The sequence below is a fragment of the uncultured Photobacterium sp. genome, assembly GCF_947502415.1.
In the GTDB taxonomy this organism is placed as follows: Bacteria; Pseudomonadota; Gammaproteobacteria; order Enterobacterales; family Vibrionaceae; genus Photobacterium.
Genome location: NZ_CANMZV010000013.1, coordinates 102,639 through 128,801, shown reverse-complemented (window position 1 = coordinate 128,801; position 26,163 = coordinate 102,639). Strand labels below are relative to the sequence as shown.

At 48.6% G+C, this 26,163-nt stretch carries 23 protein-coding genes; all 23 read left to right on the top strand.

Annotated elements, in window-relative coordinates; translation table 11 throughout:
• The first annotated feature begins 35 nt into the window (after positions 1-35).
• The 23 genes from Q0852_RS14870 to Q0852_RS14760 all read left to right on the top strand — a co-directional run bounded on the left by Q0852_RS14870 (position 36) and on the right by Q0852_RS14760 (position 26,152).
• The gene (locus Q0852_RS14870) at positions 36-1,505 is read left to right on the top strand and encodes a PilN domain-containing protein (protein ID WP_299019250.1); all 1,470 of its coding nucleotides are present in this window, start codon (positions 36-38) and stop codon (positions 1,503-1,505) included.
• On the top strand, positions 1,502-2,140 hold the full coding sequence (locus tag Q0852_RS14865) for an MSHA biogenesis protein MshJ (protein ID WP_299019249.1): 639 nt from the start codon (positions 1,502-1,504) through the stop codon (positions 2,138-2,140). Before Q0852_RS14870 ends, Q0852_RS14865 begins: the two co-directional genes overlap by 4 nt.
• Entirely contained in the window at positions 2,133-2,459 is a 327-nt protein-coding gene (locus Q0852_RS14860; RefSeq protein WP_299019247.1) for an MSHA biogenesis protein MshK, read from the top strand. Before Q0852_RS14865 ends, Q0852_RS14860 begins: the two co-directional genes overlap by 8 nt.
• 21 nt (positions 2,460-2,480) lie before the next feature.
• Complete coding sequence (mshL, locus tag Q0852_RS14855; protein ID WP_299019245.1) at positions 2,481-4,136, top strand: pilus (MSHA type) biogenesis protein MshL; 1,656 nt, start codon at positions 2,481-2,483, stop codon at positions 4,134-4,136.
• 2 nt (positions 4,137-4,138) lie between these two features.
• The gene (locus tag Q0852_RS14850) at positions 4,139-4,981 is read left to right on the top strand and encodes an AAA family ATPase (protein ID WP_299019243.1); all 843 of its coding nucleotides are present in this window, start codon (positions 4,139-4,141) and stop codon (positions 4,979-4,981) included.
• 2 nt (positions 4,982-4,983) lie between these two features.
• Positions 4,984-6,216 carry a tetratricopeptide repeat protein gene (locus Q0852_RS14845; protein WP_299019241.1) on the top strand — a complete coding sequence of 411 codons (1,233 nt, stop codon included), beginning with the start codon at positions 4,984-4,986 and terminating at the stop codon, positions 6,214-6,216.
• Positions 6,217-6,221: 5 nt separating this feature from the next.
• On the top strand, positions 6,222-7,937 hold the full coding sequence (locus Q0852_RS14840; RefSeq protein ID WP_299019239.1) for a GspE/PulE family protein: 1,716 nt from the start codon (positions 6,222-6,224) through the stop codon (positions 7,935-7,937).
• Positions 7,938-7,954: 17 nt separating this feature from the next.
• Positions 7,955-9,175, top strand: coding sequence for a type II secretion system F family protein (locus Q0852_RS14835; RefSeq protein ID WP_299019237.1), 1,221 nt, complete (start codon positions 7,955-7,957; stop codon positions 9,173-9,175).
• A complete protein-coding gene (locus Q0852_RS14830) occupies positions 9,156-9,632 on the top strand; it encodes a hypothetical protein (protein ID WP_299019235.1) in 477 nt (158 codons plus the stop codon). The genes Q0852_RS14835 and Q0852_RS14830 overlap by 20 nt, the downstream gene beginning before the upstream one ends.
• Positions 9,633-9,662: 30 nt before the next feature.
• Positions 9,663-10,250 (top strand): prepilin-type N-terminal cleavage/methylation domain-containing protein, encoded by a 588-nt coding sequence (locus Q0852_RS14825; protein ID WP_299019234.1) that lies wholly within the window; start codon positions 9,663-9,665, stop codon positions 10,248-10,250.
• Positions 10,251-10,264: 14 nt separating this feature from the next.
• Positions 10,265-10,735 (top strand): type II secretion system protein, encoded by a 471-nt coding sequence (locus Q0852_RS14820; RefSeq protein WP_299019233.1) that lies wholly within the window; start codon positions 10,265-10,267, stop codon positions 10,733-10,735.
• Between the two features lie 105 nt (positions 10,736-10,840).
• Entirely contained in the window at positions 10,841-11,356 is a 516-nt protein-coding gene (locus Q0852_RS14815; RefSeq protein ID WP_299019232.1) for a prepilin-type N-terminal cleavage/methylation domain-containing protein, read from the top strand.
• The gene (locus tag Q0852_RS14810; protein ID WP_299019231.1) at positions 11,353-11,988 is read left to right on the top strand and encodes a prepilin-type N-terminal cleavage/methylation domain-containing protein; all 636 of its coding nucleotides are present in this window, start codon (positions 11,353-11,355) and stop codon (positions 11,986-11,988) included. The genes Q0852_RS14815 and Q0852_RS14810 overlap by 4 nt, the downstream gene beginning before the upstream one ends.
• The gene (locus Q0852_RS14805; RefSeq protein ID WP_299019230.1) at positions 11,988-12,749 is read left to right on the top strand and encodes a PilW family protein; all 762 of its coding nucleotides are present in this window, start codon (positions 11,988-11,990) and stop codon (positions 12,747-12,749) included. Before Q0852_RS14810 ends, Q0852_RS14805 begins: the two co-directional genes overlap by 1 nt.
• Complete coding sequence (locus tag Q0852_RS14800) at positions 12,739-13,161, top strand: MSHA biogenesis protein MshP (RefSeq protein ID WP_299019229.1); 423 nt, start codon at positions 12,739-12,741, stop codon at positions 13,159-13,161. The genes Q0852_RS14805 and Q0852_RS14800 overlap by 11 nt, the downstream gene beginning before the upstream one ends.
• Positions 13,158-16,655, top strand: a complete 3,498-nt coding sequence (locus tag Q0852_RS14795; protein ID WP_299019228.1) for a DUF6701 domain-containing protein — start codon at positions 13,158-13,160, stop codon at positions 16,653-16,655. The genes Q0852_RS14800 and Q0852_RS14795 overlap by 4 nt, the downstream gene beginning before the upstream one ends.
• A 125-nt stretch (positions 16,656-16,780) precedes the next feature.
• Positions 16,781-17,824: a rod shape-determining protein MreB gene (gene mreB, locus Q0852_RS14790; RefSeq protein WP_299019226.1), complete on the top strand. Its 1,044-nt coding sequence runs from the start codon at positions 16,781-16,783 to the stop codon at positions 17,822-17,824.
• Positions 17,825-17,864: 40 nt separating this feature from the next.
• Entirely contained in the window at positions 17,865-18,725 is an 861-nt protein-coding gene (gene mreC, locus Q0852_RS14785; protein ID WP_299019224.1) for a rod shape-determining protein MreC, read from the top strand.
• Positions 18,715-19,203 carry a rod shape-determining protein MreD gene (mreD, locus tag Q0852_RS14780; protein WP_299019222.1) on the top strand — a complete coding sequence of 163 codons (489 nt, stop codon included), beginning with the start codon at positions 18,715-18,717 and terminating at the stop codon, positions 19,201-19,203. The genes mreC and mreD overlap by 11 nt, the downstream gene beginning before the upstream one ends.
• A gap of 98 nt (positions 19,204-19,301) precedes the next feature.
• Complete coding sequence (locus Q0852_RS14775) at positions 19,302-19,874, top strand: nucleoside triphosphate pyrophosphatase (RefSeq protein ID WP_299019220.1); 573 nt, start codon at positions 19,302-19,304, stop codon at positions 19,872-19,874.
• A gap of 14 nt (positions 19,875-19,888) precedes the next feature.
• Positions 19,889-21,358, top strand: coding sequence for a ribonuclease G (gene rng, locus Q0852_RS14770; protein WP_299019218.1), 1,470 nt, complete (start codon positions 19,889-19,891; stop codon positions 21,356-21,358).
• A gap of 21 nt (positions 21,359-21,379) precedes the next feature.
• The gene (locus Q0852_RS14765; RefSeq protein WP_299019216.1) at positions 21,380-25,270 is read left to right on the top strand and encodes a YhdP family protein; all 3,891 of its coding nucleotides are present in this window, start codon (positions 21,380-21,382) and stop codon (positions 25,268-25,270) included.
• 63 nt (positions 25,271-25,333) lie between these two features.
• The gene (locus Q0852_RS14760; protein WP_299019215.1) at positions 25,334-26,152 is read left to right on the top strand and encodes a carbon-nitrogen hydrolase family protein; all 819 of its coding nucleotides are present in this window, start codon (positions 25,334-25,336) and stop codon (positions 26,150-26,152) included.
• Positions 26,153-26,163: the final 11 nt, after the last annotated feature.

Below are 26,163 nucleotides of genomic sequence, written 5' to 3'. Positions count from 1 at the left end.
TTTTGGTAGTACAGGGTTCAGTGAGGTGTAACTACTTGTTTGGTAATTATTTAAAAAGCAAGAGCCGGAAAAAAACTGCCAGCATTGCCGTATTTGCCAATTCCGTCACTGTGGCTTTTGAATCGGATCAGGAATGGATCACTGATGAGGTGGCTGTTTCGACAACTGGCGAATGGGGTAAAGAGATCAAATCTTTGCTTGATAAGCATCAGTTGGCTGGGAGTGTATTGCGCCTGGTGCTGGGGCATGGGCTTTACCAGAGTATGCTTATCGAAAAGCCGGAGTTGCCTCGTGAGGAATATCCGACGGCATTGCCTTTTTTGGTCAAAGACCTGGTTAATGAATCCCCTCTGGATTTGGTTGCTGACGGTTTTCCTGCACCTTTGAAAGATCGCTTGCAGGTTTTTGTGGCTAATCGCAAGCAGGTCGAGCAGCTCATTCATGACTGTTCAGATGCCGGATGTGAAGTGTTGTCGATTTCGGCTGAAGAAGTGGTATGGGGGCAGTTGGCTGCACCTTCGCGTAGCCAGTTGATTTTACACCGACGTCGCAATTCCAATTTGCAATTGACGGCTTTCAAGCAACAAGAAATGTGCTTTCAGCGTCAGTTACGTGGTTTTCCTGTGCCTTTGCTGGATGGCCTGAAAGCAGAAGATACAAGTAGCAGCCTGCAACTCGACAGCCTAGCCCTGGAATTGCAGCGTTCTCTGGATTTTTTAAGTGCCCAGTTACGTGATGCGCCGATCACCCAGCTACTGATTTCTTGTGACGATGATGATGATAGTGCGCTGGCAAGTGAACTGTCTCTTCGATTAAGCGTGGCGGTTTCCGCTGTGACAGTGGCTTCCCCGGGGCTCGAGAGCAATAGTTCTCGTATCGCCCACGCGGCTTTGCAATCGCCAGAAGATGTTGGGATTAACTTTTATAGTGATGCCCTCAAGCCGCAAATACAATGGATGACGCTTCAGAATGTGGTGCTTAGCTGGGTTTTAATCATTGTAGTGATGGGCTCTATTTCCGGGTGGTATCAGTGGCAAAATTATCAGCAACAACAACAGTTGGCCGCTGAGCAGCAGCGCCTTGATAGCAAAAAGGCGGAACTGGAGCGTGCCAAGGCAGCGCTTGCGAAACATATTCCGAGTCCGTTGAAGGTTGAGCTGGCAGGTGATTTGGAACAGCACCTGGCTGCAAAAAAAGCCACCCTTAAAGCCATTGAGATGCATGATGATAGCCTGAAAGTGGGCTATGCCGGAATGTTACAACAGCTTTCCGATGCGGCGAGCGGCGATATTTCTATTAATCACATCCGAGTTAGTGGTAGTCAGCTGAATTTAGAAGGATTGGCTCGGAGCCCAGAATCGGTGCCTAGTTGGCTGCAGGCATTTAAGAACTATTCGTACTTGTCAGATCGGCGTTTTGAGCTGATGACGCTAGGGCGGAATAAACAGAATATTGTAACGTTCAAACTATATGCTGAGCGAAGTGCGGTGAAAGAGGAGCAATGATGGATGGTTGGCAGAAGTTAAGCGACCGGTTTGATTTGCTAACTCGCCGTGAGCAGTGGTTGATCCTCGTTTCCGGATGGATTGCCTTGTTGTTTGTCGGCTTTGTGGTGTTTGTTGAGCCGCAGATGAACACATTGGCATCGATGAAACGAAAGATGTTCTCTGTAGCTAATGAGATTACGTCTAACAGTAATCAACTTATTCTGACTGAGCGTAAGTTAAAAGCAGATCCTGATAGTCATGTTGATCACAAAATTCGCCAGCTGGAACAAAAGAATGCTGCGCTTGATGAGCAGTTAGAAGGGCGGGTTGGCAGCCTGGTGACTCCTTTGCAGATGTCGGGGCTGATGGAGCAAGTGTTGCAGCGCTCTGAGCGACTGAAGCTGGTTTCTTTGGCGTCCCAGCCGTCGGTGCAGCTGATCAGCGGAAACGATGAAGGCTATTTTATCCATCCGGTACAGCTGAAATTACGTGGCCGTTATTTTGATGTTGTCAGCTACCTGGAACAGTTGGAGGCATTACCGGTGAAATATTACTGGCGTAGCTTGAATTACCAAGTGGATCAGTATCCTTGGGCTGATATTCAGCTGGACGTTTATACATTAGGCGAGAGTAAGGATTTCATTGGTGGTTAAGTCTGGTTTTATTGCAGTGGCAATGCTTGGGATGTTGATGGGGTATGCTGAGGCAGCCCAGGATCCGACGGCACCTTTGGGTTGGCAGGTGCCGGTAAAAAAACATACGACCACGAAGGTGAGGCTACCTGAGTTGCAAGGGATCGTTTGTGGTGAGGGCACCAGTTGTACGGTTATTTTAAATAATATACCTGTTGAGCTTGGCGGGCGGGTAAGTGGTTATACCCTGACTGATATTCAGGATGATCATGTCACAGTAACACGCGGTGGTAAAAAGTGGCGCTTGGAGCTATTTGCCGACATCGTAAAAACAAATTAAAAAAATAAGTAAGTGGTTAGCATGCGTGGATTAATTGTAGGGATAATTATTGCGTCTTTGGCCGGATGCTCAACAAATATGGGACACCGTGATCCCGTCGAGGTCAAAGGTGCGCTGAATGAGGCGACTAACGAGGCAAGCAGTCGGCCGTTGCAGGATCTGCCTCCAGCGGTAAGTGCTGATCTGATGCCGACTCTTGAAGGCTCCGATTATGCGTCCCACTCGGCGTTTGAAAAGCGTTTTCGAGTTAATGCCCGTAATGTCGATGCTCGTGCTTTTTTCGGTAGCTTAGTTAAGGGGACACCTTTCAATATGGTGATTCACCCTGAAGTAAAAGGCCGTATCTCCCTGACTTTGCGTGATGTAACACTCGATGAAGTGCTTGAGGTGGTATCTGATATCTACGGTTATAACGCCACCCGTAAAGGCAATATTATTCAGGTTTTCCCAGCGACATTGCGTACCGAGGTGATCCCGGTTGATTACTTACAGCTGAAGCGTCGCGGCCTTTCATTGACCTCTTTAACAACTGGCTCTATTTCCGATAGTGATTCGAGTTCATCTGGCAGTAACAGCAGTAATACCGACAGCAGCGAGAATAATTCGCAGAATAATAGTGGTCGCTCTTCAAGTACGGCGACCGGCGGGACGCTGATTGAAACAACATCGGAAAGTGATTTCTGGCAGCAATTGGAAAAAGCGGTGCAGGCCATGATTGGTAGCGGTCAGGGGCGCAGTATTGTGGTGTCGCCGCAAGCCAGCTTGATCTCTGTACGGGCGTATCCGAACGAGCTGCGCGAAGTGAAGGAGTTCCTGGGGATTTCCCAAAAGCGTCTAAAGCGCCAGGTTGTACTTGAAGCCAAGATTATGGAAGTAACCTTAAGTGACGGTTACCAGCAGGGCATTAACTGGAGTGATATCACTAAGACCATTGGTGGTACCACAATCAATTTCGGCCGAAGCAGTGTTAGTAACACCCTGCCGGGAGGCGATGCGATTTCGGATCTGCTTGGCGGGCAGACCAATATCACTATCTCTGACAGTAATTTCAAAACCGTGCTGAGTTTCCTCGATACCCAGGGCGATCTGAATGTGTTGTCCAGCCCGCGGGTGACTGCTGCCAATAACCAGAAAGCGGTGATCAAGGTTGGTGGCGATCAGTATTTTGTCACCAAAGTCTCAGGTGGTGAGGTCAACAGCGATAACGGTGTTGCGGCTCCCGAAGTCGAATTAACGCCGTTTTTCTCGGGTATTTCCCTTGATGTGACGCCGCAAATTGATGATGAAGGTGGTGTACTACTGCATGTTCATCCTGCTGTGGTCGATGTGGTAACGGAAGTCAGGGATATTGAGCTGGGGCAAACCTTCGGTACTTATAAGCTGCCGTTGGCTAAAAGCTCGGTTCGTGAGTCGGATTCGGTGATCCATGCCCGTACCGGTGATGTGGTGGTGATCGGCGGCCTGATGAAGTCATCGACTAACGATCAGGTGTCAAAAGTACCTTTGCTCGGCGATATTCCGATGCTGGGCCACCTGTTCCGTAATGTAAATAAGTTGCAGACTAAAACTGAGCTGGTGATCCTGCTTAAGCCTACGGTGGTTGGAGAGCAGACCTGGCAAAAAGAGATTGAACGTTCTCGTACGCTGGTAACGGAATGGTTCCCGGAAGAGGGCTAATTATGTACCAGACGCATTTTGGCCTTAGTGAGCTGCCTTTTTCCCTTACTCCGAATACTTCGCTGTTTCATGCGTTGCCCCCGCACCTGGAAGCGATCCATACCACGTTAGCGGCATTGGGTATGGGAGAGGGGATCATTCAGATCTCCGGTGAGGTCGGAACGGGTAAGACGTTGGTGTGCCGAATGTTGATAAACCAGCTGCCGGAACATTTTGACTTGGCTTTTTTGCCGACACCAGCAGCGAATGGTCATGAGTTACGGCTGGCACTCTCTAGGGAACTGAATATTCAGGCAGATGGTGATAACACCACCCTGACGGAGCATTTGCACCAGGCGCTGATAGAGCGCAAAGGCAAGGGCCGTTCGGTCGTGGTGTTACTCGATGAAGCACAGGCTTTATCGGATGACGCATTGGAGGTGATTCGGCTACTTGGCAATTTGGAAACCGAGCAAGAGAAATTACTGCATGTTGTGCTATTGGGTCAGCCAGAGCTGGATCAGCGTTTGGAGCAATATCATATGCGGCAGTTTCGCCAGCGCATCACTTTTCGAGCCAGTTTACGTCCGTTGGATCTGGCTGAAACCATTTCTTATATCGAATTTCGACTTAATGGTGCCGGCTGTCGTCAGACTTTGTTTGAGTTGGGGCAATATCGTGAAATTTGGAGAGCCAGTCAGGGGATACCGCGGTTGATCAACCAGCTTTGCCATAAGGCATTAATTGCTGCATGCAGTAATAACTCTCAATTAGTAGGTCGTGAAGAAGTCTTGATGGCAATAAAAGATACTTTGGGGGCTCGTCAGCCAAAGTGGACGTTCCCTGTACTTTGGGGATGGCATTGAGCATGAGTGAAATTAATAAAAAGCTCAATGCATTGAGCCAGAATCAACCCCGCAGTACTGCTGTGCAGTTACAGGCTGCAACGGTTAGACCCGTCCCTAAGAACCCTGCTCCTCGTTGGGCGGTGGCTGGTTTGTGCATCGCGGTATTTGCCGGCGGTACCGGTTGGTGGTTGGGTTCCCACCGTCAGGCTAAGGCCGAGTTTTCAGAGGAAAACACTGTTCTGGCTGGATATGAAAAAACAGCTGAACAAGCTAGCGAACAAAAACAGCCACCTCCAGTAGCCAGTGTGAGTGCAAAGTCTGCTCCTCTGGTAGAAGAGTCGGTTCCCCAGGTCAAGAATGAGCCTGTGCCAGTTAAGCCTAAGAGTGCGCCGAAAGCGAAGGTTATCGCCAAAACGACGGAACTTCAAAAGCCGGCAAAAACGATTAAGCCAAATACCTTGGATGTGACGTCTTCAGTTTCAAAAGTAAATGCTGAGATCAGTAAAGGAAAGCAAGCGGTCTTAGTGCAAAAAGTACCGTCCCAAGAAGCATTGGGTAAAAAAACATTTGAGTCCAAGTTGCCAAAGCAAAACAGCAGTGAATTAAAACACGTTGAGAATCAGCCTGAAGCAATTGCTGAGGGAGGGGGATTAACAATTGAAACGGTTGAACTTGATGCCGGGCAACTTGCCAATGTTGAATACAAAAAAGCTCAGAAAGCCTGGGAGGCTGGCGATAGCCGTAAAGCTATTGGCTATCTTGAGTCGGCACTGAAATATCAACCGGAATGGGTAAAAGCTCGGCAGAAGCTGTCGGCACTCTATTATGGCCGGGGGGAGACCCGACAGGCCATATCAGCTTTGCAGCAGGGGCTGATGCTTGATGCTGAGCAACCGGATTTGCGTCTGACCATGGCTAAGTTACTGGCTAATGAATCCCAGCCGCAGGCTGCTCTTAATGTTCTTAGTCGGTTGCCGGTTGAAAGCCATAGTGGTTATTTGGCGATGCGTGGGGCATTGGCCCAGCAGCTTAATAATAACGAAATGGCAATGAGTAGTTACCAGCAGTTGGTGAAAGAGCAACCTTATGACGGTCGCTGGTGGATGGGGCTGGGGATAGCTCTGGAGCGTAGCTCGCAGGTAGGCAAGGCTCGCGATGCCTATAAACAAGCTTTGCTGATGGGGCAGATTTCCTCTCAGTCACAACAGTTTATTCAACAGCGTCTGACGGCGCTTGATTCTCGAGAAGGTTAAGTACCATGCAAATTCGATTGAGAAAACGTCTTGGTGACTTGCTGGTTGAAGAAGGCATTGTTGCTCAGGATCAGCTGGAGCAGGCGCTGGAAAAACAGCAGTCTACCGGCCGCAAGCTCGGTGATACCTTGATCAGCATGGACTTTTTGACCGAGCAGCAGATGCTGTCTTTTTTGTCTCGTCAGCTGGATATTCCGCTGGTTGATCTGACCCGGGTCAGCGTGGAAGTTGAGTCGGTCTCTCTGCTATCGGAGGTTCATGCCCGTCGCCTGCGTGCGCTGGTGATCGGGTGCCGAGGCGATACTGTCCGGGTGGCCATGAGTGATCCCGCGGATTTGGCGGCTCAGGAAGCGGTGTACAACCAGTTGGCACAATACCGTGTCGAACTAGTGATTGCACCCGAGCGTCAGCTGATAGCTGCATTTGACCGTTACTATCGCCGTACTCAGGAAATTGTCTCGTTCGCCGAACAGTTGCAGGCGGAGCATCAGAGCCGTTCCGACTTTAGTTTTGGCTTTGATGATGCTGATAACGAGGAAGTCACTGTTGTTAAACTGATCAATTCCTTATTTGAGGATGCGATTCAGGTTGGGGCTTCAGATATCCATATTGAGCCAGATGCCGATGTGCTACGTATTCGCCAGCGTATCGATGGTGTACTGCACGAAACCCTGCTCAATGAAGCCAGTGTTTCAGCTGCATTGGTGCTGCGCCTTAAGCTTATGAGCGGGCTGGATATTTCAGAAAAACGTCTGCCGCAGGATGGCCGTTTCAACGTCAAGGTGCGCGGACATTCGGTCGACGTACGTGTTTCTACGATGCCGGTCCAGCATGGTGAGTCTGTGGTTATGCGTCTGCTGGATCAGTCGGCGGGGATCCTTAGCCTGGAAGAGGTCGGGATGCCGGAGGGGCTGCTGCAACGTTTTCGCCATCAGCTAAAAAGGCCGCACGGGATGATTTTGGTTACCGGTCCGACTGGTTCGGGTAAAACTACCACCCTGTATGGTGCTTTGAGTGAGCTTAATAAGCCGGGTAAAAAACTGATCACCGCAGAAGATCCAGTTGAATACCGTTTGCCCCGCGTCAATCAGGTTCAGGTTAATAGTAAGATTGGGCTGACATTTTCATCGATCCTGCGCACCTTTTTGCGCCAGGATCCAGATATTATCCTGGTGGGGGAGATGCGGGATCAGGAAACCGTGGAAATCGGATTGCGCTCAGCGCTGACTGGCCACTTGGTTCTGTCGACCCTGCACACCAATGATGCTATCGATAGTGCCCTGCGGATGATGGATATGGAAGCACCTGGTTATCTGGTGGCAAGTGCGGTGCGTGCGGTATTGGCCCAGCGCTTGGTGCGCCGAGTCTGTAAGGATTGCGAGGAAAGTGATGAGGTCGATGCCGCCAAGCAACAATGGCTGATGGCGCGTTTTCCGCAACATCAACATCATGATTTCCGCCGTGGACGGGGGTGTCAGAGTTGTAACTTTACCGGCTATAAGGGGCGGATCGGGGTATTTGAATTGCTGGAACTGAACCAGCCGATGATGGATGCGTTGCGCGCTAATGATGCAGTGTTGTTCAGCCAGATAGCCAGAGGGTCAGAAGAATATAAGCCACTGATAGAGTCTGCGATGGAGCTGGCACTGGACGGGCGTACCAGTCTTGATGAGGTATTGATGTTGGGTGAAGGTGATTTTCACGACGGTATCGTGCTGTGATGGGATGGAATTAGGGTATGCCAGTATTTAATTATCGCGGTCGCGGTAATCAGGGTGAACTTCAGCGTGGCCAGGTTGAGGCGGCCACGCAGGAGGCTGCTGCCGACTTATTGATCCGCCAGGGGATCATTCCGCTTGAAATTCGTCAGGGTAAAGGGCAGGGACAGGGGCTGGATTTTCAGTCGATGTTCAGGAGCAATATTCCGTTGGAAGTCTTGGTGATCTTCTGTCGTCAGCTCTATAGCCTGACCAAGGCCGGAGTTCCTCTGTTGCGGGCCATTAAAGGTCTAAGTCAAAGTGCCGCTCATCCGTTGATGAAAGAAACGCTGGAGGCGGTATCTGTTGAGCTGACCAATGGCCGGGCATTATCGGTCGCGATGAAGCAACACCCGCGGGTGTTCGCTGATCTGTTTGTTTCGATGATCCATGTCGGTGAAAACACCGGTCGTCTGGATGAGTCACTGCTGCAGCTGGCCAATTACTATGAGCAGGAAATGGAAACTCGCCGTCGGATTAAGTCGGCGATGCGTTATCCCATTTTTGTTCTGTCGGCCATTATGCTGGCGATGGTGGTGCTGAATATTAAGGTGATCCCACAGTTTGCCTCTATGTTCAGCCGATTTGGTGTTGATCTGCCGCTGCCGACCCGGATCCTGATTGGAACATCGAACTTTTTTGTTAATTACTGGCCATTGATGCTCAGTGGGTTATTAATTAGCTGGATTGCGCTTCGGGCATGGCGCCAGACGCCGCTTGGCCATGAAAAATGGGATCGCTGGCGCCTGAGAATGCCGATTATTGGTGGCATTGTAAACCGGGCGCAACTGTCCCGCTTCTCCCGGACATTTTCTTTGATGATCCGTGCCGGTGTACCGCTGAACCAGGCGATCCAGATGTCGGCAGAAGCCCTGGGTAACCGTTTTTTGGAAAACCGTCTGATTGAAATGAAAAGCGGTATTGAGGGCGGTAACAGTATCTCGAGTACTGCTAACCAGGCGGGGATTTTCACCCCTTTGGTATTGCAGATGATTGCAGTGGGTGAAGAGACCGGCCAGGTGGATAACTTGTTGCTTGAGGTGTCCGATTTTTATGATCGTGAAGTGGATTATGATCTGAAAACCCTGACGGCAAGGATTGAACCGATATTGCTGTTGATTGTTGCCATTATGGTGCTGATTTTGGCGCTGGGTATTTTCTTGCCTATGTGGAGTTTGCTTGATGTGGCTAGAGGCATTTAATCGGCAGCAGAAGAAACGCTTTCGTTATCTGATTTGGTTGAGTGTCGTGTTTCTGGTTTTGACTGTCATGCTGGTGCAGTGGAGACAAATCGATGCAAAGGCCGAACAGACTCAGTTGAAAGTGCTGGAGCAAAATTTTCATAAAAGTGCCTCCAGTCTCCGGCAAATGTGGGAGCTGCAAGATAAGCCAGAACAGCTGGAAGTTGATGGGATTAAATTTGCTTTAACCTCTCTTGGTTGGCCGATTGTATTGCGTGATGGTCAGGTTGATTGTCAGCAAATGTGGGATCTTCTGGTAAGCAGGGAAGGTAGTGTTGATTACCTGCGTTTTTACTCAAAAAAGGAAGTGAGATCTGGCCAGTATAATTCTTGTTTTTATCAGATAACTGGTGGCAATTGGCTGGAATTATTTTATCAGCGTGAGAGAATACGGATAAACGGCTTTTTGACGGACTAAGTGCCGTTTTTTTGACTGATGAGAAAAAGAATGAGAAAGCAAAGCGGTTTCTCCCTTGTGGAATTGGTTATCGTGATCATTGTTGTCGGATTGCTCGCGGCAACGGCACTGCCTCGTTTTTTACAGGTAACCGATGAAGCCAAGAAAGTCTCGATAGAAGGTGTTGCCGGTGGTTTTGCCACTGCCGCCCTGTCTGCCCGCGCCCAGTGGGAAGCCTATGGCCGCCCGGCCAATACTGGTGGGCAAAATTTAGTGAATTATGATGGGACTGAATTTTTGCTGACCAAGGCGACAGCCGATGATAGCGTGCGTGACGGCTACCCGTTTGCGCTAGAAAACGGCGGGTCTGAGTTGAGTGCTGTGAGTGACGCTGATTGCTTGGAACTGCTAGAAAACCTGTTGCAAAATACACCGTTAGCCACAACGAAGAAGAACGATGCGGCTAACGGTAATTACCTGTTTTACGTTAAAGCCGAAGGAAGCAACTCTGAAAAGCTTTGTCGTTACTACCAACTGGCTTCGGCCGGTACGGATGGTTCTGGCTCGGCCAATGTTGAGGCAGGACATTCATTTACTTATAAACCGGCATTTGGCCGGGTCGAAGTCCATTTAAAATAACTGAGGAAGAAGTTATGAAACGTCAAGGCGGCTTTACGCTGATAGAGCTAGTGGTTGTGATTGTTATTCTGGGAATTCTGGCGGTAACTGCTGCACCACGTTTCTTGAACCTACAGAATGATGCACGAGACTCAGCGTTGAAAGGCCTTAAAGGGGCAATCGATGGTGCGGCAGGTATTGTTTATGGTAAGGCAGCGATTAATGGTGTTGAAGCAACGTCAGCTGGTGCGAACACTGTTGTAAATAAGATCCCCGTTGTTTTTGGTTACCCTAAAGCAACGTCTGCTGCATTGAAGGTAGCAGTGAATGGCTTGGAAGACTGGGAGTTTGTTAAAGAAACGGGTACTACAGTTGTCTATACCTACAAAGGCAATAGTAATCAAAATGAGTGTATTGTGACTTACACTCAGGCTGCAGATGCTACGACTCCAGCTACAACTGTTATTACAACTGGTGCGGCTTGTACACCTTCAGGTACAAACTAATCAAAAATAGAGCTCTTCGGAGCTCTATTTAATAAGGGCGCAGTGATTAGCGCTTTTATTAAATAGATTCAAACTATTCCTATCAATACTCACTTAGGGTGAACAATGCCCAGCGGCAAGCATAACCAGCGCGGTTTTACCTTAATCGAACTTATTGTGGTGATCATTCTGATCGGTATTATCAGTGTGACCGCGACTTCTCGATTAGCGGGGCGTAGCAGCTTCGATGCGTTTGTCACCCGCGATCAGGCCATTTCCATTGCCCGTCAAATTCAAATAACAGCGATGCAGGCGACCGATACTCAAAGTACAAATTTTCCACTCCGTATTATTGCTGGAACCGGAGAGAACTCATCATGCATGGGATTGATTGCCAGTACTTCGTGTCCATCAGAATCATCAGTCAGTACTGTCAGCAGAATGTTATTAGGAAAAACCAGCAGAGTGCGTTTTTCTCCGCAAAATACCATTTATTTTGATTTGTTAGGGCGGCCAGTAGACAGCAGTGGCAATCGAATCTGCCAAGCCGGTTGTCAGGTTAACTTGCAGTCTCGTGACAGCAATACCGTTAGCCTTTGTCTCAACAGCGAAGGTTTTATCGATGAAGGAGTGTGCGAGTGAGGCGGCAGAATGGGAAACGATGCTCGCAGCGAGGTTTTACTTTGATCGAAGGGATTATCGCAATAGTGATTATGGGAGTTGCGATGGTAACCCTGACCAGTTTTTTGTTCCCTCAGGTTGAGCGTTCGGCAACGCCATATTACCAAGCCCGAGCTTCAGCACTGGCTAATGCGTTTATGACCGAGATCTTGGCCAGAAAATTTGATCACAATAGTGACGACAATGGTGGCCGTTCTCGTTGTGATGATACCGTCCATCCTGATTTACCTGCAGTGATCCCTTTATCTTGCAGTACTGCATTGGGTCCAGACACCATAGGTACTGTAAGTGAAAGCCGGACTCAACTTAATGATGTTGATGACTATATTGGTTGCTGGAGTGGAAGTAATCGTAGTTGTGCAGAAGGTGGTCGTAGCAATATCTCTGATGTTATTGGTAAGGAGATAGCACAGCCTTATAGTAATTTTATGGTGATGGTAGCGGTTTTCTATGATCCTGATTTTAATAATACACCGGCTACAGCTTCGCAAATCCAGAATAAAGCCAATCGCCTTCATAAGCGGATTAACCTGACTATTGATGCTGGTCGTTACGGGAGCTATCAGTTTTCAGCCTATCGGAGTAACTATTAATGCCGGTTAGAAAATACTCCCATGGCTTTACCCTGATTGAAATGATCATGGCCTTGGTTGTGCTCGGGGTGATCTCGCTTGGAATTGGTAGTTATGTTCAGTTAGGAACACAAGGATATATTGATACCCGTGATCGTGAGCAGGTTCAATCTCAGGCCCGTTTTGCGGTTGAGCGACTCACTAGGGAGTTGCGTCATGCTGTACCCAATAGCTTGGACATTTCGTCTGATAATAAATGTATTCGCTTTACTCCGATTGAGTATGCTGGATTCTATATCAACTCATCATTAGATGATGTTGATAAGCTTGTTGGAATCATGTCTTCTTCTGTTGATGGAAGAGATGCTGATGTTAAAAAGCACCGATTAGCGATTAATCCGGTACGACCTGCTGATTTAGTTTCTGTGACACGTTCCGCTGAAATAAAAAAAACGCTAGGCAGGCAACCGTGGCGGATTAAGTTAAAGAATAAAACCAGCTTTGAGAGTGAATCTGTTTCTGAGCGGTTTTACATCTATAGCGTTGATGTTCAGTTTTGTTTGAATGGGGAGCAATTAACTAGAGCAACCAGACCAACGGGGAGTTCTAATTTCTCCATTCCGGTAATACTGGCGAAAAACCTTATTTATAAGGATAGTAATTTTACCCTCGAGCATGCAGCGTTAAATCGAAATCAGCTTGTCCATTTCCAGTTGGTATTTAGCAATAATGGCGAGCAAAGCCAATATAGCCATGATGTGCAGGTGATGAATGTACCGTAGAAGACAGCAGGGCAGTGCGTTGGTAGTTGCTATTTTTGTGATTACTGTGATGGCTGTGATGGCGGCGGCTTTGATAAAAATTAATTGGTCACAAAGTGATACCACGACCAGAGAGGTGCTGGGAGCCCGTGCCTGGTTAGCTGCGAATAGTGGTATTGAATGGGGGTTAAATCGTCTTTTCCCGATAGGAGACCCGAGTGCTATCGGGGCGTGTGATAATACCAATCCGCCGTTTGCAAATACGGCGGATTTTCATGATTGTAGAATAACAGTGGGTTGTAAGTTAGTTGATGTGACTTACGATGGCGAAACGGTGTCCCAATATCATTTAGAAAGCACTGGAAGTTGTGGAAGCGGTATTTTTGAGGTGCAACGTATTCAGGAAACGTGGGCTAAGAGGTTGAAGCCGTGAGCTACTTTAATCGAATTGCTTTTTGTGTTGTGGTCTTTCTTTTTAGTTTGTCGGTACAAGCTGAATGTGGGCGCTTACAAGTTAACAAAGGTTTTGATGTTGTTTTTCGGATCACAAATGTTCAGCATCAAGAGCGGGTAATTTTAACCGGGCAAAACGATAATAAAAAAATATTATGGTCGAATGTTCCTGGAGATAGTGCGGTAATCAATGATAGTGACTATGGCTGGACAGTCAAAGGACAACACTATGATATTTGGTTGCACTATATACCTGGTAAAGGGAATAAGCCTGGAGCTTTGGAATATTACTTTTATCGCTGGGATTTAACTCCCCAAAGGTGGGGGCGCGCGATGGTAAAAAATCCGGCATATATTTTCGGTTTGAGTAACAATGTTTATGTGTCCGGACAGAATACTGAAATCTTAAACTGTAATGGTACGATTGAACCATTACCTGAACCCAAACATTGTGATTTGTTTCCTGGCCCAGTTCAGACTTGGAAAGGGAACGCTAATAACCTGATTACGATGGATAAAGGGACTCAAATTAATAACACCGATGAATATAAGATTGGTTTCTCAAATCAGATTGTAAACCGATATACCTCTGGTGAGTATAAACCGCCCGAACAGCTTCAAGGGGCGTTGTGTGATGGCAAGCCTTGTGAACTCAATGGTAAGGAAGCCCTAAAGAAAATATTGAACTGGAATAGTTCCGGGGCATCGCAGTCTTTGGATAATATTGTGATTAAGGATGAACGACAGGCGATTCCTGGTACGTATTTTTATGCCGCTCGCGGTTGGACATTTGGTTTAACTGTTGAACCTGGCGGCAATTTAATACTGCCCTCCGGTGAGTACTGGGTCGATGCCGCTGATATTCGAGGGAAGCTGACTATCAAGGGGCAAGTTACCCTTCATATTCTTGATACTTTGAGTATTGGAGGGGCTGTCAATACTTCAAGCCCTGCTGATAACCTGACTGTTTTTGCCTATAATTCCGGCAATGCGTGCCCGCTTCCTGCCAATTATCCTGCTGGGCCTCCGCAGGTTGCGACGAATTATTCCGTTGATCTTAATGTCTCTGGGCAGTTCAATGGCCGGATTTACTCACAAGGTCCAGTCACTTTATCTAATTCTACCACTTTAGTCGGGGCGGTAACCGCTTGTCAGCTCCAGCTAAGCAATACGGCTAAAATTATCGGCGACAGTGAGTGTTTTACTCCTCAGCCTAAAGATGTTCTGGATATTATGCCTCAGCAAGCTTTTGGCTTAACCTGCGAGCGGATGCCCGTATCTTTTTCGGTTCGAAAGAAAGACGGAACTTTAAATAGTGATTACTCAGGTACATTGAATGCTTCTGTTACCTCGGATAACCCAGCCAAAAGTTGCTGGGCGTTATCAAAAGATGCGACGCGTTGTACTTCTGAAGCAATAGCTTCTCCTCTTTCAGGAGGGCAGCGGACGTTATGGCTGGAAAGCAAGAAGGTCGGCGATATCATGATTGAGGGCTCTATTAACGATCTGTCTGATTCTGCCGGGCCTTATCGATTCTCGCCTTATGGCTTTAGGATAAATAGAGGAAATCCTGTTTCACTGGTGGCGGGTAAACCAGACCGAGTACTGGTCGAGGTTGTCGCGGATACTGGCAAGGGGTGTGAAACTATTAAAGATTATAGTGAGGAAGCACCAGGTGCATTGAAAAAGCTGAGCTTTCAATCACTCAGTTATGTACGGCCGACCACCAGAAACCATGGTGTTGAAATTGATAATATGACGTTATCGGCTGGCGAAAAACAAGAGCATGACCTTACTTTTATAAATGGCTGGGCATGGTTACCAGTGAAATATCACGATGCCGGTGAGATTTCATTTGAGTTGGTTGATAAAGCTTGGCAGCCAAAAGAGTGTGATAACAGTATTGTCGACTGCGAAGATTTCGAAAGGGACTGGCAAGGGCTGGCTGGGAAGGCTGTTATCCATTCGAGGCCCTATACTTTTGCCATGTGTAATATCCAATCCAAAAGTGGTAATGCGGACTTCTTCGGTACTGCAACCGCTGGTAATGCTTTTACCAAGGCGGGGGAAGCGTTTAGTGTGACGTTTAAGCCAGTGATTTGGTCATCGGTACTGGCGAGGCGTTCGGCTGATTTCAGCGGAGACAATAATGCCGATATCATCACAACAGACTCCGTATGGTGCAGGGAGGAGCAGTCAACCCCAAATTATTATTCAGTGGCTGATGAAATTACCGCCCCAATGGTGTTGAGCCATAAGCTGGCGACGCCAGTTGGTGGTGAGCAAGGCCTGTTACAAGGGAGTGGTACGTATCATTTTGCGAATACTCAGGAGGCTCGTGACGGCCTGACACTCAATAATTTGAACTGGAGTGAAGTAGGCAGCTTGTGGTTGCAGGCTGATGCCACCTACTTAGGGATGGATGTGGAGCAAGGTGTTGGGGGAGTAGGTCGATTTTATCCTCATCATTTTGCTTTATTGAGTAGTCAGCTCAAGAATGCTGTTGCAGATAAGTTTACTTATATGGATCAGGCTTTTTCAGCCAGTTTTAAAGTTGAGGCCCGAAATAAGGACGAAATCGCGACCTTAAACTATAGTGGGTTTGCATCTGGGTTTCTGGAGGCGTTGGATTTAGTGGCAGCCGATGCCAATGTTACCGGTACGGCAAAGAATGAATTAACACCTAGGCTGGATAAGACTGGGCTATTTTCTGGCTGGGATAAGGCGACGTTGGAAGTCAGTAATCGTGCAGTAGGTTTTAAGCGCGATGTGACCAAGGCAACCCCGAAAACGACAATACCGGATGGCCCTTATGATGTGGCGCTCGGATTAATCGTCAGCAGGGGGCCATCAGGTAATTGTCGTGACCTGGGGTGTACTGATTTTGCTGTAAAAGATCTTGATGTTCGCACTAGCGCAGGAAAGGATCCTATAGCTGCTAAAGTTTTGGCCGGAAATATTCATGCCCGTTATGGTAGGTTGAAATTGGAAGATGTGAATACCCAGTTTGATAAGCCGGTAAATATACCGCTGCGGGCAGAATATTGGGATTCAGTGGTACAAGCTTTTGTATTGAATACCGATGATGCTATTAGCCATTTTAATGGTAATAGCTATTGTAAACAGATTATATGGCCTACCAGCTTGGATGAATCAGCTAAATCAAAATCATACACCCAAGGAAATGGTAGCGTAAAAAGTGGTGAAAGTTATATGCTTGAAGCAACACCGGATCGTACTGACTATTTTCGTGAGCAGGTGCGTTTCTGGCAACGATTAACCGCGAGTCAGCCAATTAAGAAAAATAATAGCGATAGCACTATTAATTGTTTTGGTATGTATTCTAATCAGCCATGGCTGACTTATAATTGGCGGGGTAAAGGCGATGAAGATCCTTCTGCGGTAGTAACTTTCGGTGTTTATCGTGGAAATGACCGGATTATTTATCGAGGAGAGAAGGGGATTAATAAGTGACTTCATTAAATAAAATGCGGATCTGTGGCAGGTTTGACAAAGCTTACCTTGTCTCGATCCTTGCCCCTTGGTACATTTAGCCCAATTTAACGAATTTTGTGAGCTTGCAGGATTAGCCGAAGACTATGTTTAAAAAACTTCGTGGCATGTTTTCTAATGACCTGTCTATTGACTTGGGTACTGCCAACACCCTTATTTATGTCAAAGGACAGGGCATCGTTCTAGATGAACCATCAGTAGTTGCGATTCGTCAAGATCGCGCGGGTGCGACTAAAAGTGTTGCTGCCGTCGGTCATGACGCAAAACAGATGCTAGGCCGTACGCCGGGCAATATCGCAGCGATCCGTCCGATGAAAGATGGCGTAATTGCCGATTTCTACGTGACAGAAAAAATGCTTCAGCATTTTATCAAGCAGGTGCATGACAACAGCATCCTGCGTCCTAGCCCTCGAGTTCTAGTCGCGGTACCTTGCGGCTCTACCCAGGTAGAACGTCGAGCGATCCGTGAATCGGCTCAAGGTGCCGGTGCTCGGGAAGTGTATTTGATTGATGAGCCGATGGCGGCTGCAATCGGTGCGGGTATGCCTGTATCTGAAGCGACCGGTTCAATGGTGATCGATATCGGTGGTGGTACGACAGAAGTTGCCGTAATCTCGCTAAACGGTGTGGTCTATTCATCCTCTGTTCGCATTGGTGGTGACCGTTTCGATGAAGCGATCATTAACTATGTTCGCCGTAACTACGGCAGCCTGATCGGTGAAGCAACAGCCGAGCGAATCAAGCATGAAATCGGTTCTGCTTACCCTGGCGACGAAGTTCGTGAAATTGAAGTACGTGGCCGTAACTTGGCTGAAGGTGTGCCTCGTAGCTTTACTCTTAACTCAAATGAAATTCTTGAAGCACTGCAGGAGCCTCTGACAGGCATCGTGTCTGCCGTAATGGTTGCTCTTGAACAGTGTCCGCCTGAACTTGCTTCTGATATCTCAGAGCGCGGTATGGTGCTAACCGGTGGTGGTGCACTGCTGCGTGACCTGGATCGTTTGCTGACGGAAGAAACAGGTATTCCAGTGGTTGTTGCCGAAGATCCGCTAACGTGTGTAGCTCGTGGTGGTGGTAAGGCTCTGGAAATGATTGATATGCACGGTGGCGATCTATTCAGCGACGAATAATGCCAGTCCTGGCAATAGACTAAACAGGTTATAGCGTTAGATGAAACCTATATTTGGCAGAGGTCCTTCTCTGCAACTACGCCTGTGTCTTGCCCTATTACTGTCGGCTAGTTTGATGCTGGCCGACAGCCGCCTAGATGCCTTCGCCAATGTACGTTATCTGCTGAACTCAGCGATAGCCCCGCTTCAGTATGCGGCAAACTTGCCACGAGATTTATTAGATGGTGTGTCTGGGCAGTTGAGCTCCCATCAGCGTTTATTGGCAGAAAATAAAGCACTTAAGCGAGAGTTATTGGTCAAGCAGAGCGATGTACTGTTGCTCGACCAGCTGAAGCAGGAAAACCAGCGTTTGCGGGAGCTGTTGGGCTCACCGTTTGTTCGTGATGAGAAAAAGCTGATCGCAGAAGTGATGGCCGTGGACTCAGACCCGTACAGTCACCAGGTGATGATTGATAAGGGACGAGTCGATGGCGTTTATGAAGGCCAGCCGGTGATCAATGAAAAAGGGATCGTTGGCCAGGTATCTTATGTCGGGGCGCATAACAGCCGGGTGCTGTTGCTGATCGACTCGACTCACGCAATCCCTGTTCAGGTGGTGCGTAATGACATCCGGGTGATAGCCTCGGGTAGTGGTCAGATCGACCAGATCCAGCTTGAGCATGTTCCAAGCAGTACTGATATTCTGGTTGGGGATCTGCTGGTGACTTCTGGCTTGGGCGGCCGTTTCCCTGAAGGGTATCCGGTTGGGCATGTCACTGAGTTTTCGTTTGATAACAAACGACCTTTTGCACAAATAAAAGCCAGACCGACAGTACAGTTTGATCGCTTGCGTTACTTGTTGTTGGTATGGCCGGCACCGCGGGAAACGTTAATCGCAGGGGAGATCAACAGTGGCGAATAGTCGACCGAATGGCCGCTTATTGATCTGGCTGTCTTTTATTGTGGCATTGATCCTCCAGGCGGCTCCGTGGCCGGGTGAGCTGGAACTGTTCAGGCCATCATGGGTGTTGCTGGTTACCTTCTATTGGGTACTGGCATTGCCTCACCGGGTGAATGTCGGCACGGCATTGCTGCTGGGCTTGCTATGGGATCTGATGTTAGGTTCAACCCTTGGTGTTCGAGGCATGATGATGTCGCTGTTGTGTTATATCGTGGCGCTGAATTTTCAGGTATTGCGGAACCTGTCGTTGTGGCAGCAGGCAATGTTAGTGGCCTTGTTGTCGTTAGCTGGCAAGCTGATTGAGTTCTGGGCTGAGTATCTGGTATCGGTGATCACGTTTGAACCGCAGCGGCTGTGGGCGGTTTTGCTTAACTTCCTGCTTTGGCCGTGGCTGTTTTTATTACTGCGGCGAATGCGCCGTAAGTTCTCAATTCGTTAAATAACTTTTCAAACAAGGTCCGTTCGGTGTTAGGTTGTGATTAACAACGTCCATTGCATCGAGTGGATCTTCTTGATATCTAAATAAATGGTACCATCATGTCTGTAGTTCAGCTTTATCTGGCATCGGGCTCCCCCCGTCGTAAGGAGCTTTTAGCCCAGCTCGGCTATACCTTCGAACGGGTTGTTGTCGATGTCGAAGAGTGCCATCAGCCCGGTGAGACACCGGCGGATTATGTGCAGCGCTTATCACAGGATAAGGCGTTGGCCGGAGTGAAAGAAACCGATGGCCAGACACCGGTACTGGGTTCAGATACTATTGTTGTAGTAGATGATGAAATTTTAGAGAAGCCGAAAAACTTTGCAGATGCGCAGCGAATGCTGATGCTGCTGTCAGGACGCCAACATCAGGTGATGACAGCGGTGACACTGGCAACTGCGGAGCGTCATGAAACCAAGCTTGTTGTAACAAATGTCTGGTTCAAGGCTTTGTCCGAAAAAGAAATAGAATCATATTGGCAAAGTGGTGAGCCGCAGGATAAAGCGGGCAGTTATGGTATTCAGGGGATTGGCGGCAAGTTTATCGAGCGTATCGATGGCAGTTATTACGCTGTGGTGGGGTTACCGTTAGTGGAAACCGACATCATGGTTCAAGACTTTTTAAGTTTGTAAATTTAGAGGCAACCATGAGCACAGAGCTGCTGATTAATGTGACGCCTAGTGAAACACGCGTTGCAATGATTGAAGGAGGGAACCTTCAGGAAGTACATATAGAACGAGAATCCAAACGCGGTATTGTCGGTAATATTTATAAGGGTCGAGTGAGCCGGGTATTGCCTGGTATGCAAGCTGCCTTTGTTGATATTGGCCTAGATAAAGCAGCTTTCCTTCACGCTTCCGATATTGTTCCCCACACAGAGTGCGTGGCTGAAAACGAGAAACAGCAGTTTCAGGTTCGGGACATTTCTGAGCTGGTACGCCAGGGCCAGGATCTGGTCGTTCAGGTGGTTAAGGATCCTTTGGGTACCAAAGGTGCGCGTTTGACGACGGATGTCACTTTACCATCGCGTTATTTAGTCTTTATGCCGGGAGCTGGTCACGTCGGTGTATCTCAGCGGATTGAAAGCGAAGATGAGCGCGAGCGCCTGAAGAAGGTCGTGAACAAATATTGTGACGAGCTTGGTGGCTTTATTATCCGTACGGCAGCCGAAGGGGCGACGTCGGAAGAGATGGCTCAAGATGCGGCATTTTTGAAGCATTTATGGCGTAAGGTATTGGAGCGTAAGTCGAAGTATAAGCCGAAGTCGATGCTTTACGGTGAGCTTGGCTTGGCACAACGGATTTTGCGTGATTTTGTTGGTACTGAATTGGATTGCATTCAGGTGGACTCCCGCCTTGGTTTTGAAAATCTGAAAGAGTTTACCGATGAGTTCGTGCCGGAGCTGAGTGATAAGCTGCTCTATTATGCTGGTGAGCAGCCGATTTTTGACCTGTACGATACCGAAAGTGAGATCCAACGTTCGCTGGACCGTAAGGTTGAGCTGAAGTCCGGTGGGTATTTGATTATCGATCAGACAGAAGCCATGACGACGGTGGATATCAATACCGGGGCTTTTGTTGGTCGCCGCAACTTGGAAGAGACGATCTTCAACACCAATATCGAGGCGACGAAGGCTATTGCCCGTCAGCTTCGCCTGCGTAATTTGGGTGGGATCATCATTATCGACTTTATCGATATGGCTCAGGAAGATCACCGCCGCCGAGTCTTGCTGGCATTGGAGCAGGCGCTGTCATATGACCGGGTTAAGACCAATATCAATGGCTTTACCCAGCTGGGACTGGTGGAAATGACCCGTAAGCGGACTCGTGAAAGTATCGAGCACGTCTTGTGTGGTACTTGCCCTACTTGTGAAGGTCGCGGAACGGTAAAAACCGTGGAAAGTGTTTGTTACGAGATCCTGCGTGAAATTACCCGCGTTAACCGGGCCTATGATGCTGACCGCTTTGTTGTGTACGTTGCCCCGGCTGTCGGTGAAGCATTAGCGGGCGATGAGTATCATGCCCTGGCTGAGCTGGAAGTGTTTATCGGTAAACAGGTGAAAATCAAGGCTGAGCCTTTATACAGTCAAGAGCAGTTTGACGTTGTAATGATGTAATAACCGATGCGAGGCTATTGAGTGACAACAGTTCCAGTTCGTCTGGTGCGTGGATTAATGTGGCTGGTACTGACGATGTTGGTACTGGCCGCTATTGCTATTAGTGGTCTGCGTTTTTTCCTTCCCCAGCTAAACGAATATCGAGAACCTATCCGCCAGTGGGCATCGGAACAGGCTGAAATGCGCCTGGAGATCGCCCATGTTGAAGGCCACTGGCGAAACCTTGGACCTTCCCTGCTTTTGCAGGGAGTGAGTGTTGCGGCGAGCGATGACCCGGATTCGATTGTCCGGGTTGGGGATGTCGAGATGCAGTTCGACATGCTGCGTTCTGCGCTTGAAATGCGTCCCGTTTTCAAAGATATCCGTATTGATCGGTTGAGTCTGGATTTGACCCGGTTACCTGGCTCGGTGTTTAGCCAGAGCTCGGCTCCGGTTACCAAAGGTAATAGCCAGGCTTCGACTATTTCCCGGCTTGAAGAACTGATCTTTGTTCAGTTGGGCAAATTTTCGTTAAGAAATTCTGATATCACCCTGATCTCGCCGGCAGGTAATAAGCAGCGCATCGACATTAATGAACTGAAGTGGGACGGTACTGGCGGTCAGCACCTTGCTGAAGGGGTGGTAAGCGTTGCCGATACTCATTTCAGCCAGATGCGAGTGATTGCTAACTTATCGGCTAAGCGCTCTTTGCCAGAGATGTCGGGAAGTATTTATGTCCAGACTCAGAATCTATCTATTACCCCGTGGCTGAACAAGCAAATGCTGGGTGAGGCCGATGTCACAGGCAGTAATATTAATGCTGAAGTTTGGCTCAATCTGAAAAGTGGCCGGGTAGTTAATAGTCTGGCTCGGTTGGATGATAGCTATTTACGCTGGCACTGGGGAAACGAAAAGCATGAATTCCGGATCCGTCAGGGGCTGGTGGGGCTGACGCCTTTACTGTTAGCTGACGGTAAAAACGGATGGCGAATTGACAGCGATCAGTTGAACCTGCAAACCGACAAAGTGCAGTGGCCTGCATTTGATGTCACCGCGCAGTGGGAGCCAGAGCGTTGGCAGTTAGCATTGAGTCAATTGTCGTTGGAGCACCTGCTTCCTTTTGTAAGCTTTTTACCTAAAGACAGTACGGCAGCTGACATTTTGTATGCCTTACAGCCGTCAGGCCAGATGCAGGATATCCGTGTGTCAGCTCATAGCGGCCAATCACCGCGCTTTTCTGCGGAGCTGAAGCAATTTGGTATGAAGCAGTGGGAGTTGTTGCCTGAAATCCATAAACTGGATGCGCAGGTGTCCGGTAACTTGAATGGTGGAAAGGCGGTGCTGCATCTGGCTGATGATATGTTGCCTTACGGCAATGTGTTCCAGGCACCACTGCCGATATCCAAAGGCGAAGTAACTGCTTACTGGCAGGTTGGTAATGATGGCTGGCGGCTGTGGAGTGATCAGCTGTCGGTATTGACCCCACATTTGAAAGCAGACGGCCAGTTTCGGCTGGATTTCCCATCTGACTCTCCGGCCTGGCTGTCATTTTATGGTGAGGTTTTAGCCAGCAATGTCGGTGAAACCTGGCGTTATTTGCCTGCATTGGCATTGGGGGAAAAGTTGACCGACTATCTGTCTGCAGCGATTCGCGGCGGTAAAGCCGAACGAGCTCAGCTGCTGTGGTACGGTGAACTGGCTGATTTCCCGTACGCTAATCATGAGGGTGTTTTCCAAGCTTACGTACCGCTGCGTGAGGGGCGTTTTAGTTTTGATACCGCCTGGCCAGAGCTAACAGACTTGAAGCTAAATTTGCATTTTGAAAATGACCTTATGTCTCTTAATGCCAGTCATGCCAAAACCATGGGGGCAACGGCGTCTCAGGTTACGGGAGAGGCTGAGTTGAGGGAAGGCGGTCATTTGAAGTTGTCACTTGAGGTCGGCGCTGAAGGCGAGCAGATCCGCGATTACATGCTGGCGACCCCGTTGGTAGATTCGGTCGGGGCTGCAATGACGACGGTACAGGTCAGTGGGCCGGTGAACACTCGCTTCAAACTGGATATTCCTTTTGATGGTAGTGAAGTCAGGGCTTGGGGCTCGGCGAAGCTACAGGATAACCAGTTGGTAATGGAAACGCCGCAGCTCAAGATCAGTCAAGTTACTGGTAGCCTGAGTTTTGATAACGATGTGATTAAGGCCGAAGGGCTGGATGGTGTGTTGCTGGCTCAGCCTGTAACTTTCGGATTTGCCGGAAACAGCGTTGATACGGGTTATCAGGTTGATATTAATGTGGCTGGAGACTGGCAGGTCGTAATATTGCAGCAGCAGCTCGATGATCCGTTGCTAGCGCATGTCTCTGGTCGCAGCCCATGGCAGGCCGGTATTGGTGTCAGCTTGCATGATACCGGCTTTAATTATGATGTTGAGCTGACCGCTGATCTTTCCGCTGTTGATAGTCAGCTACCTTACCCGCTACAGATGCCTTTGGGTACTCAAGCGCAAGCTCGTGTTAATGCGACAGGGAATGCTGAATCACTGACCGGGAAAGTCGTCGTGCCGGATGCAACCTATCAGGCGATTATCAATCTGGTTCCTGAGCGCTTGGAAATTGATGCCAGTGAATTGCTGGTGGGAAGCGGCAAGCCACGTACGCTTTCTCGTGACAGCCATGTGTTGCGGATTAACACGGCAGCGTTGGATGCTGATCGTTGGCTAGACCTGGCTGGTGAAATAAATGAAAAGGCAACCCAGATGGCGAACAGTGGAAAGCCGGCTGTGATGCCAGCATTGCCTTTGCCAACTCGGGTTAATGGCCAGATTGAGACGTTGCAGCTTGCTTCGCTGAGCTGGAATGATGTTGATTTGGCTGTCCGTCGACAACCGGGACAGTGGCATATGCTCCTGGGGAGCAGGGAGATGAAAGGGGAAGCTTTCTGGCCTGATGGTTCGCCGCTAAGGCTTTCGCTGGAAAATATGCACCTGAACTTGCCGGGTGTGGATCTCGAGAAGGTGGATGACCCATCGTCTCGCGAAAAATACGTGCCGCAAAGCAATATTCCACCGGCCACTGATTTTGACCGTAATATGATGGCGAATATGCCGGAAATTGATTTTCAGTTGGAGGACGCGTGGTTGCAGGGGTATCGTCTTGGAAAGATGTCGGGCAAGTTGCGCCGTGAAGGAACGACACTGGAGCTGCGTAACTTCATGATAGATTCCGGTACGACGACGCTGAGCCTGGATGGACACTGGACACTGGACAGTGAGCAGAATGAAACTCAAATAGCTTTTGATATTGAAGGCGAGAACAGTTCGGATCTGATGGGGCGGTTTGGTGTCTCTGGGGGAATTCAGGGAGCGAAGTTTAGCAGCTATGCCTCAATCCAGTGGCAGGGCGCGCCTTGGCGTATGCACCGCGAGACCTTGACGGGGGAGCTGAAAACCGAAACCGGTAAAGGGGTGGTCAGCGAAGTCGGTGGTGCAGGGCGCTTGCTTGGATTATTCAGTATCGACTCAATTGTGCGAAAAATGCAGCTCGATTTTTCAGGTATCTTTGATGATGGTCTGGCGTTTAATTACATCAAAGGTTCGGGGCGGATTGAAAATGGCTTGTTTGAAACCGATGATATTGAAATGCAAGCCTTGGCCGGTGATATGTTTATTCAGGGAAGTGCTAACCTTGTAAATGAAACCGTGGATGCTAACGTGAAGTTTATTCCTGACTTGACGTCCGGCATTCCGGTTCTGACTGCCTTTGCCGTGGCGCCACATACCGCGATTTATGTTTTTGCGATATCAACGGCGCTCTCGCCGGTGTTGGATGTATTTACTCAGGTCAACTATGCAGTGAAAGGGCCGATTGACTCTCCGGTAGTGACTGAAAAATCTCGCTTTACCGGTGAGTATACTGTGCCAGAAAAGCTGAGAAAGTAAGAAAAACGACATTTAATACAGACATAATGGATTGGCATGAAGCGTTAAAAAAGGAATTGAAAGATGGCAAAAGTAGGTGTCGTACAGATGAATTCAGGTGCCGATCCTGAAGTGAATTTACGAAAGCTGAAGAAGAAACTCAAGGGCTTGCAATTACAGGGAGCTAAATTGGTTGTCACGCCAGAAAACTGTCTGGTGTTTGGTTCTCGAGCGGACTACCATCGCCATGCCGAGCCCTTAGGAAATGGCCCGTTGCAAGCTGAGCTATCCGCCCAGAGTAAACAGCTCGGGATCTGGCTGCTGGTTGGCTCGATGCCTATCCGTCAGCCAGATGATGCGATCACCACAACGGCGCTATTGTTTGATGATCAGGGACAGTGCCAGGCGCATTATGACAAAATGCATATGTTCGATGTTGAGGTTGAAGATCAGTACCAGAGCTACCGGGAATCCGATACGTTTCAGCCGGGGCGAGAAGTGAAAGTGGTGCCGACTCCCTTTGGTAACATCGGATTATCAATCTGTTATGATATTCGGTTCCCTCAACTGTATGCCGCATTGAGAGAGCAGGGCGCTGATATAATTGTGGTGCCGGCAGCATTTACCAAAGTTACCGGGAAGGCTCATTGGGATGTTTTGCTTCGGGCAAGAGCCGTAGAGACCCAGTGCTGGATTGTGGCTGCGGCCCAGTGGGGGGAACATAATGAGGGCCGTGAAACATGGGGGCACTCGATGATTATCGACCCTTGGGGACAAGTGGTTACCTGTCAAAAAGAGGGAACCGGTGTCCTGACGGCTGATCTGGATTTGAATTTAAGCCAGGCTATCAGAACAAATATGCCGTTGGTGAAACATGCGCGATTAGGCGTTCATCAGCGATAGATACCTTACAA

Excerpts from the sequence above, each read along its gene's own strand:
- Q0852_RS14825 (WP_299019234.1), top strand. The coding sequence starts at position 9,663 with ATGAGAAAGCAAAGCGGTTTCTCCCTTGTGGAATTGGTTATCGTGATC.
- Q0852_RS14815 (WP_299019232.1), top strand. The coding sequence starts at position 10,841 with ATGCCCAGCGGCAAGCATAACCAGCGCGGTTTTACCTTAATCGAACTT.
- mreC (WP_299019224.1), top strand. The coding sequence starts at position 17,865 with ATGAAACCTATATTTGGCAGAGGTCCTTCTCTGCAACTACGCCTGTGT.
- Q0852_RS14820 (WP_299019233.1), top strand. The coding sequence starts at position 10,265 with ATGAAACGTCAAGGCGGCTTTACGCTGATAGAGCTAGTGGTTGTGATT.
- Q0852_RS14850 (WP_299019243.1), top strand. The coding sequence starts at position 4,139 with ATGTACCAGACGCATTTTGGCCTTAGTGAGCTGCCTTTTTCCCTTACT.
- Q0852_RS14805 (WP_299019230.1), top strand. The coding sequence starts at position 11,988 with ATGCCGGTTAGAAAATACTCCCATGGCTTTACCCTGATTGAAATGATC.
- Q0852_RS14865 (WP_299019249.1), top strand. The coding sequence starts at position 1,502 with ATGATGGATGGTTGGCAGAAGTTAAGCGACCGGTTTGATTTGCTAACT.
- Q0852_RS14845 (WP_299019241.1), top strand. The coding sequence starts at position 4,984 with ATGAGTGAAATTAATAAAAAGCTCAATGCATTGAGCCAGAATCAACCC.
- Q0852_RS14800 (WP_299019229.1), top strand. The coding sequence starts at position 12,739 with ATGTACCGTAGAAGACAGCAGGGCAGTGCGTTGGTAGTTGCTATTTTT.
- Q0852_RS14760 (WP_299019215.1), top strand. The coding sequence starts at position 25,334 with ATGGCAAAAGTAGGTGTCGTACAGATGAATTCAGGTGCCGATCCTGAA.
- Q0852_RS14830 (WP_299019235.1), top strand. The coding sequence starts at position 9,156 with ATGTGGCTAGAGGCATTTAATCGGCAGCAGAAGAAACGCTTTCGTTAT.
- mreB (WP_299019226.1), top strand. The coding sequence starts at position 16,781 with ATGTTTAAAAAACTTCGTGGCATGTTTTCTAATGACCTGTCTATTGAC.
- Q0852_RS14835 (WP_299019237.1), top strand. The coding sequence starts at position 7,955 with ATGCCAGTATTTAATTATCGCGGTCGCGGTAATCAGGGTGAACTTCAG.
- rng (WP_299019218.1), top strand. The coding sequence starts at position 19,889 with ATGAGCACAGAGCTGCTGATTAATGTGACGCCTAGTGAAACACGCGTT.
- Q0852_RS14775 (WP_299019220.1), top strand. The coding sequence starts at position 19,302 with ATGTCTGTAGTTCAGCTTTATCTGGCATCGGGCTCCCCCCGTCGTAAG.
- mshL (WP_299019245.1), top strand. The coding sequence starts at position 2,481 with ATGCGTGGATTAATTGTAGGGATAATTATTGCGTCTTTGGCCGGATGC.
- Q0852_RS14840 (WP_299019239.1), top strand. The coding sequence starts at position 6,222 with ATGCAAATTCGATTGAGAAAACGTCTTGGTGACTTGCTGGTTGAAGAA.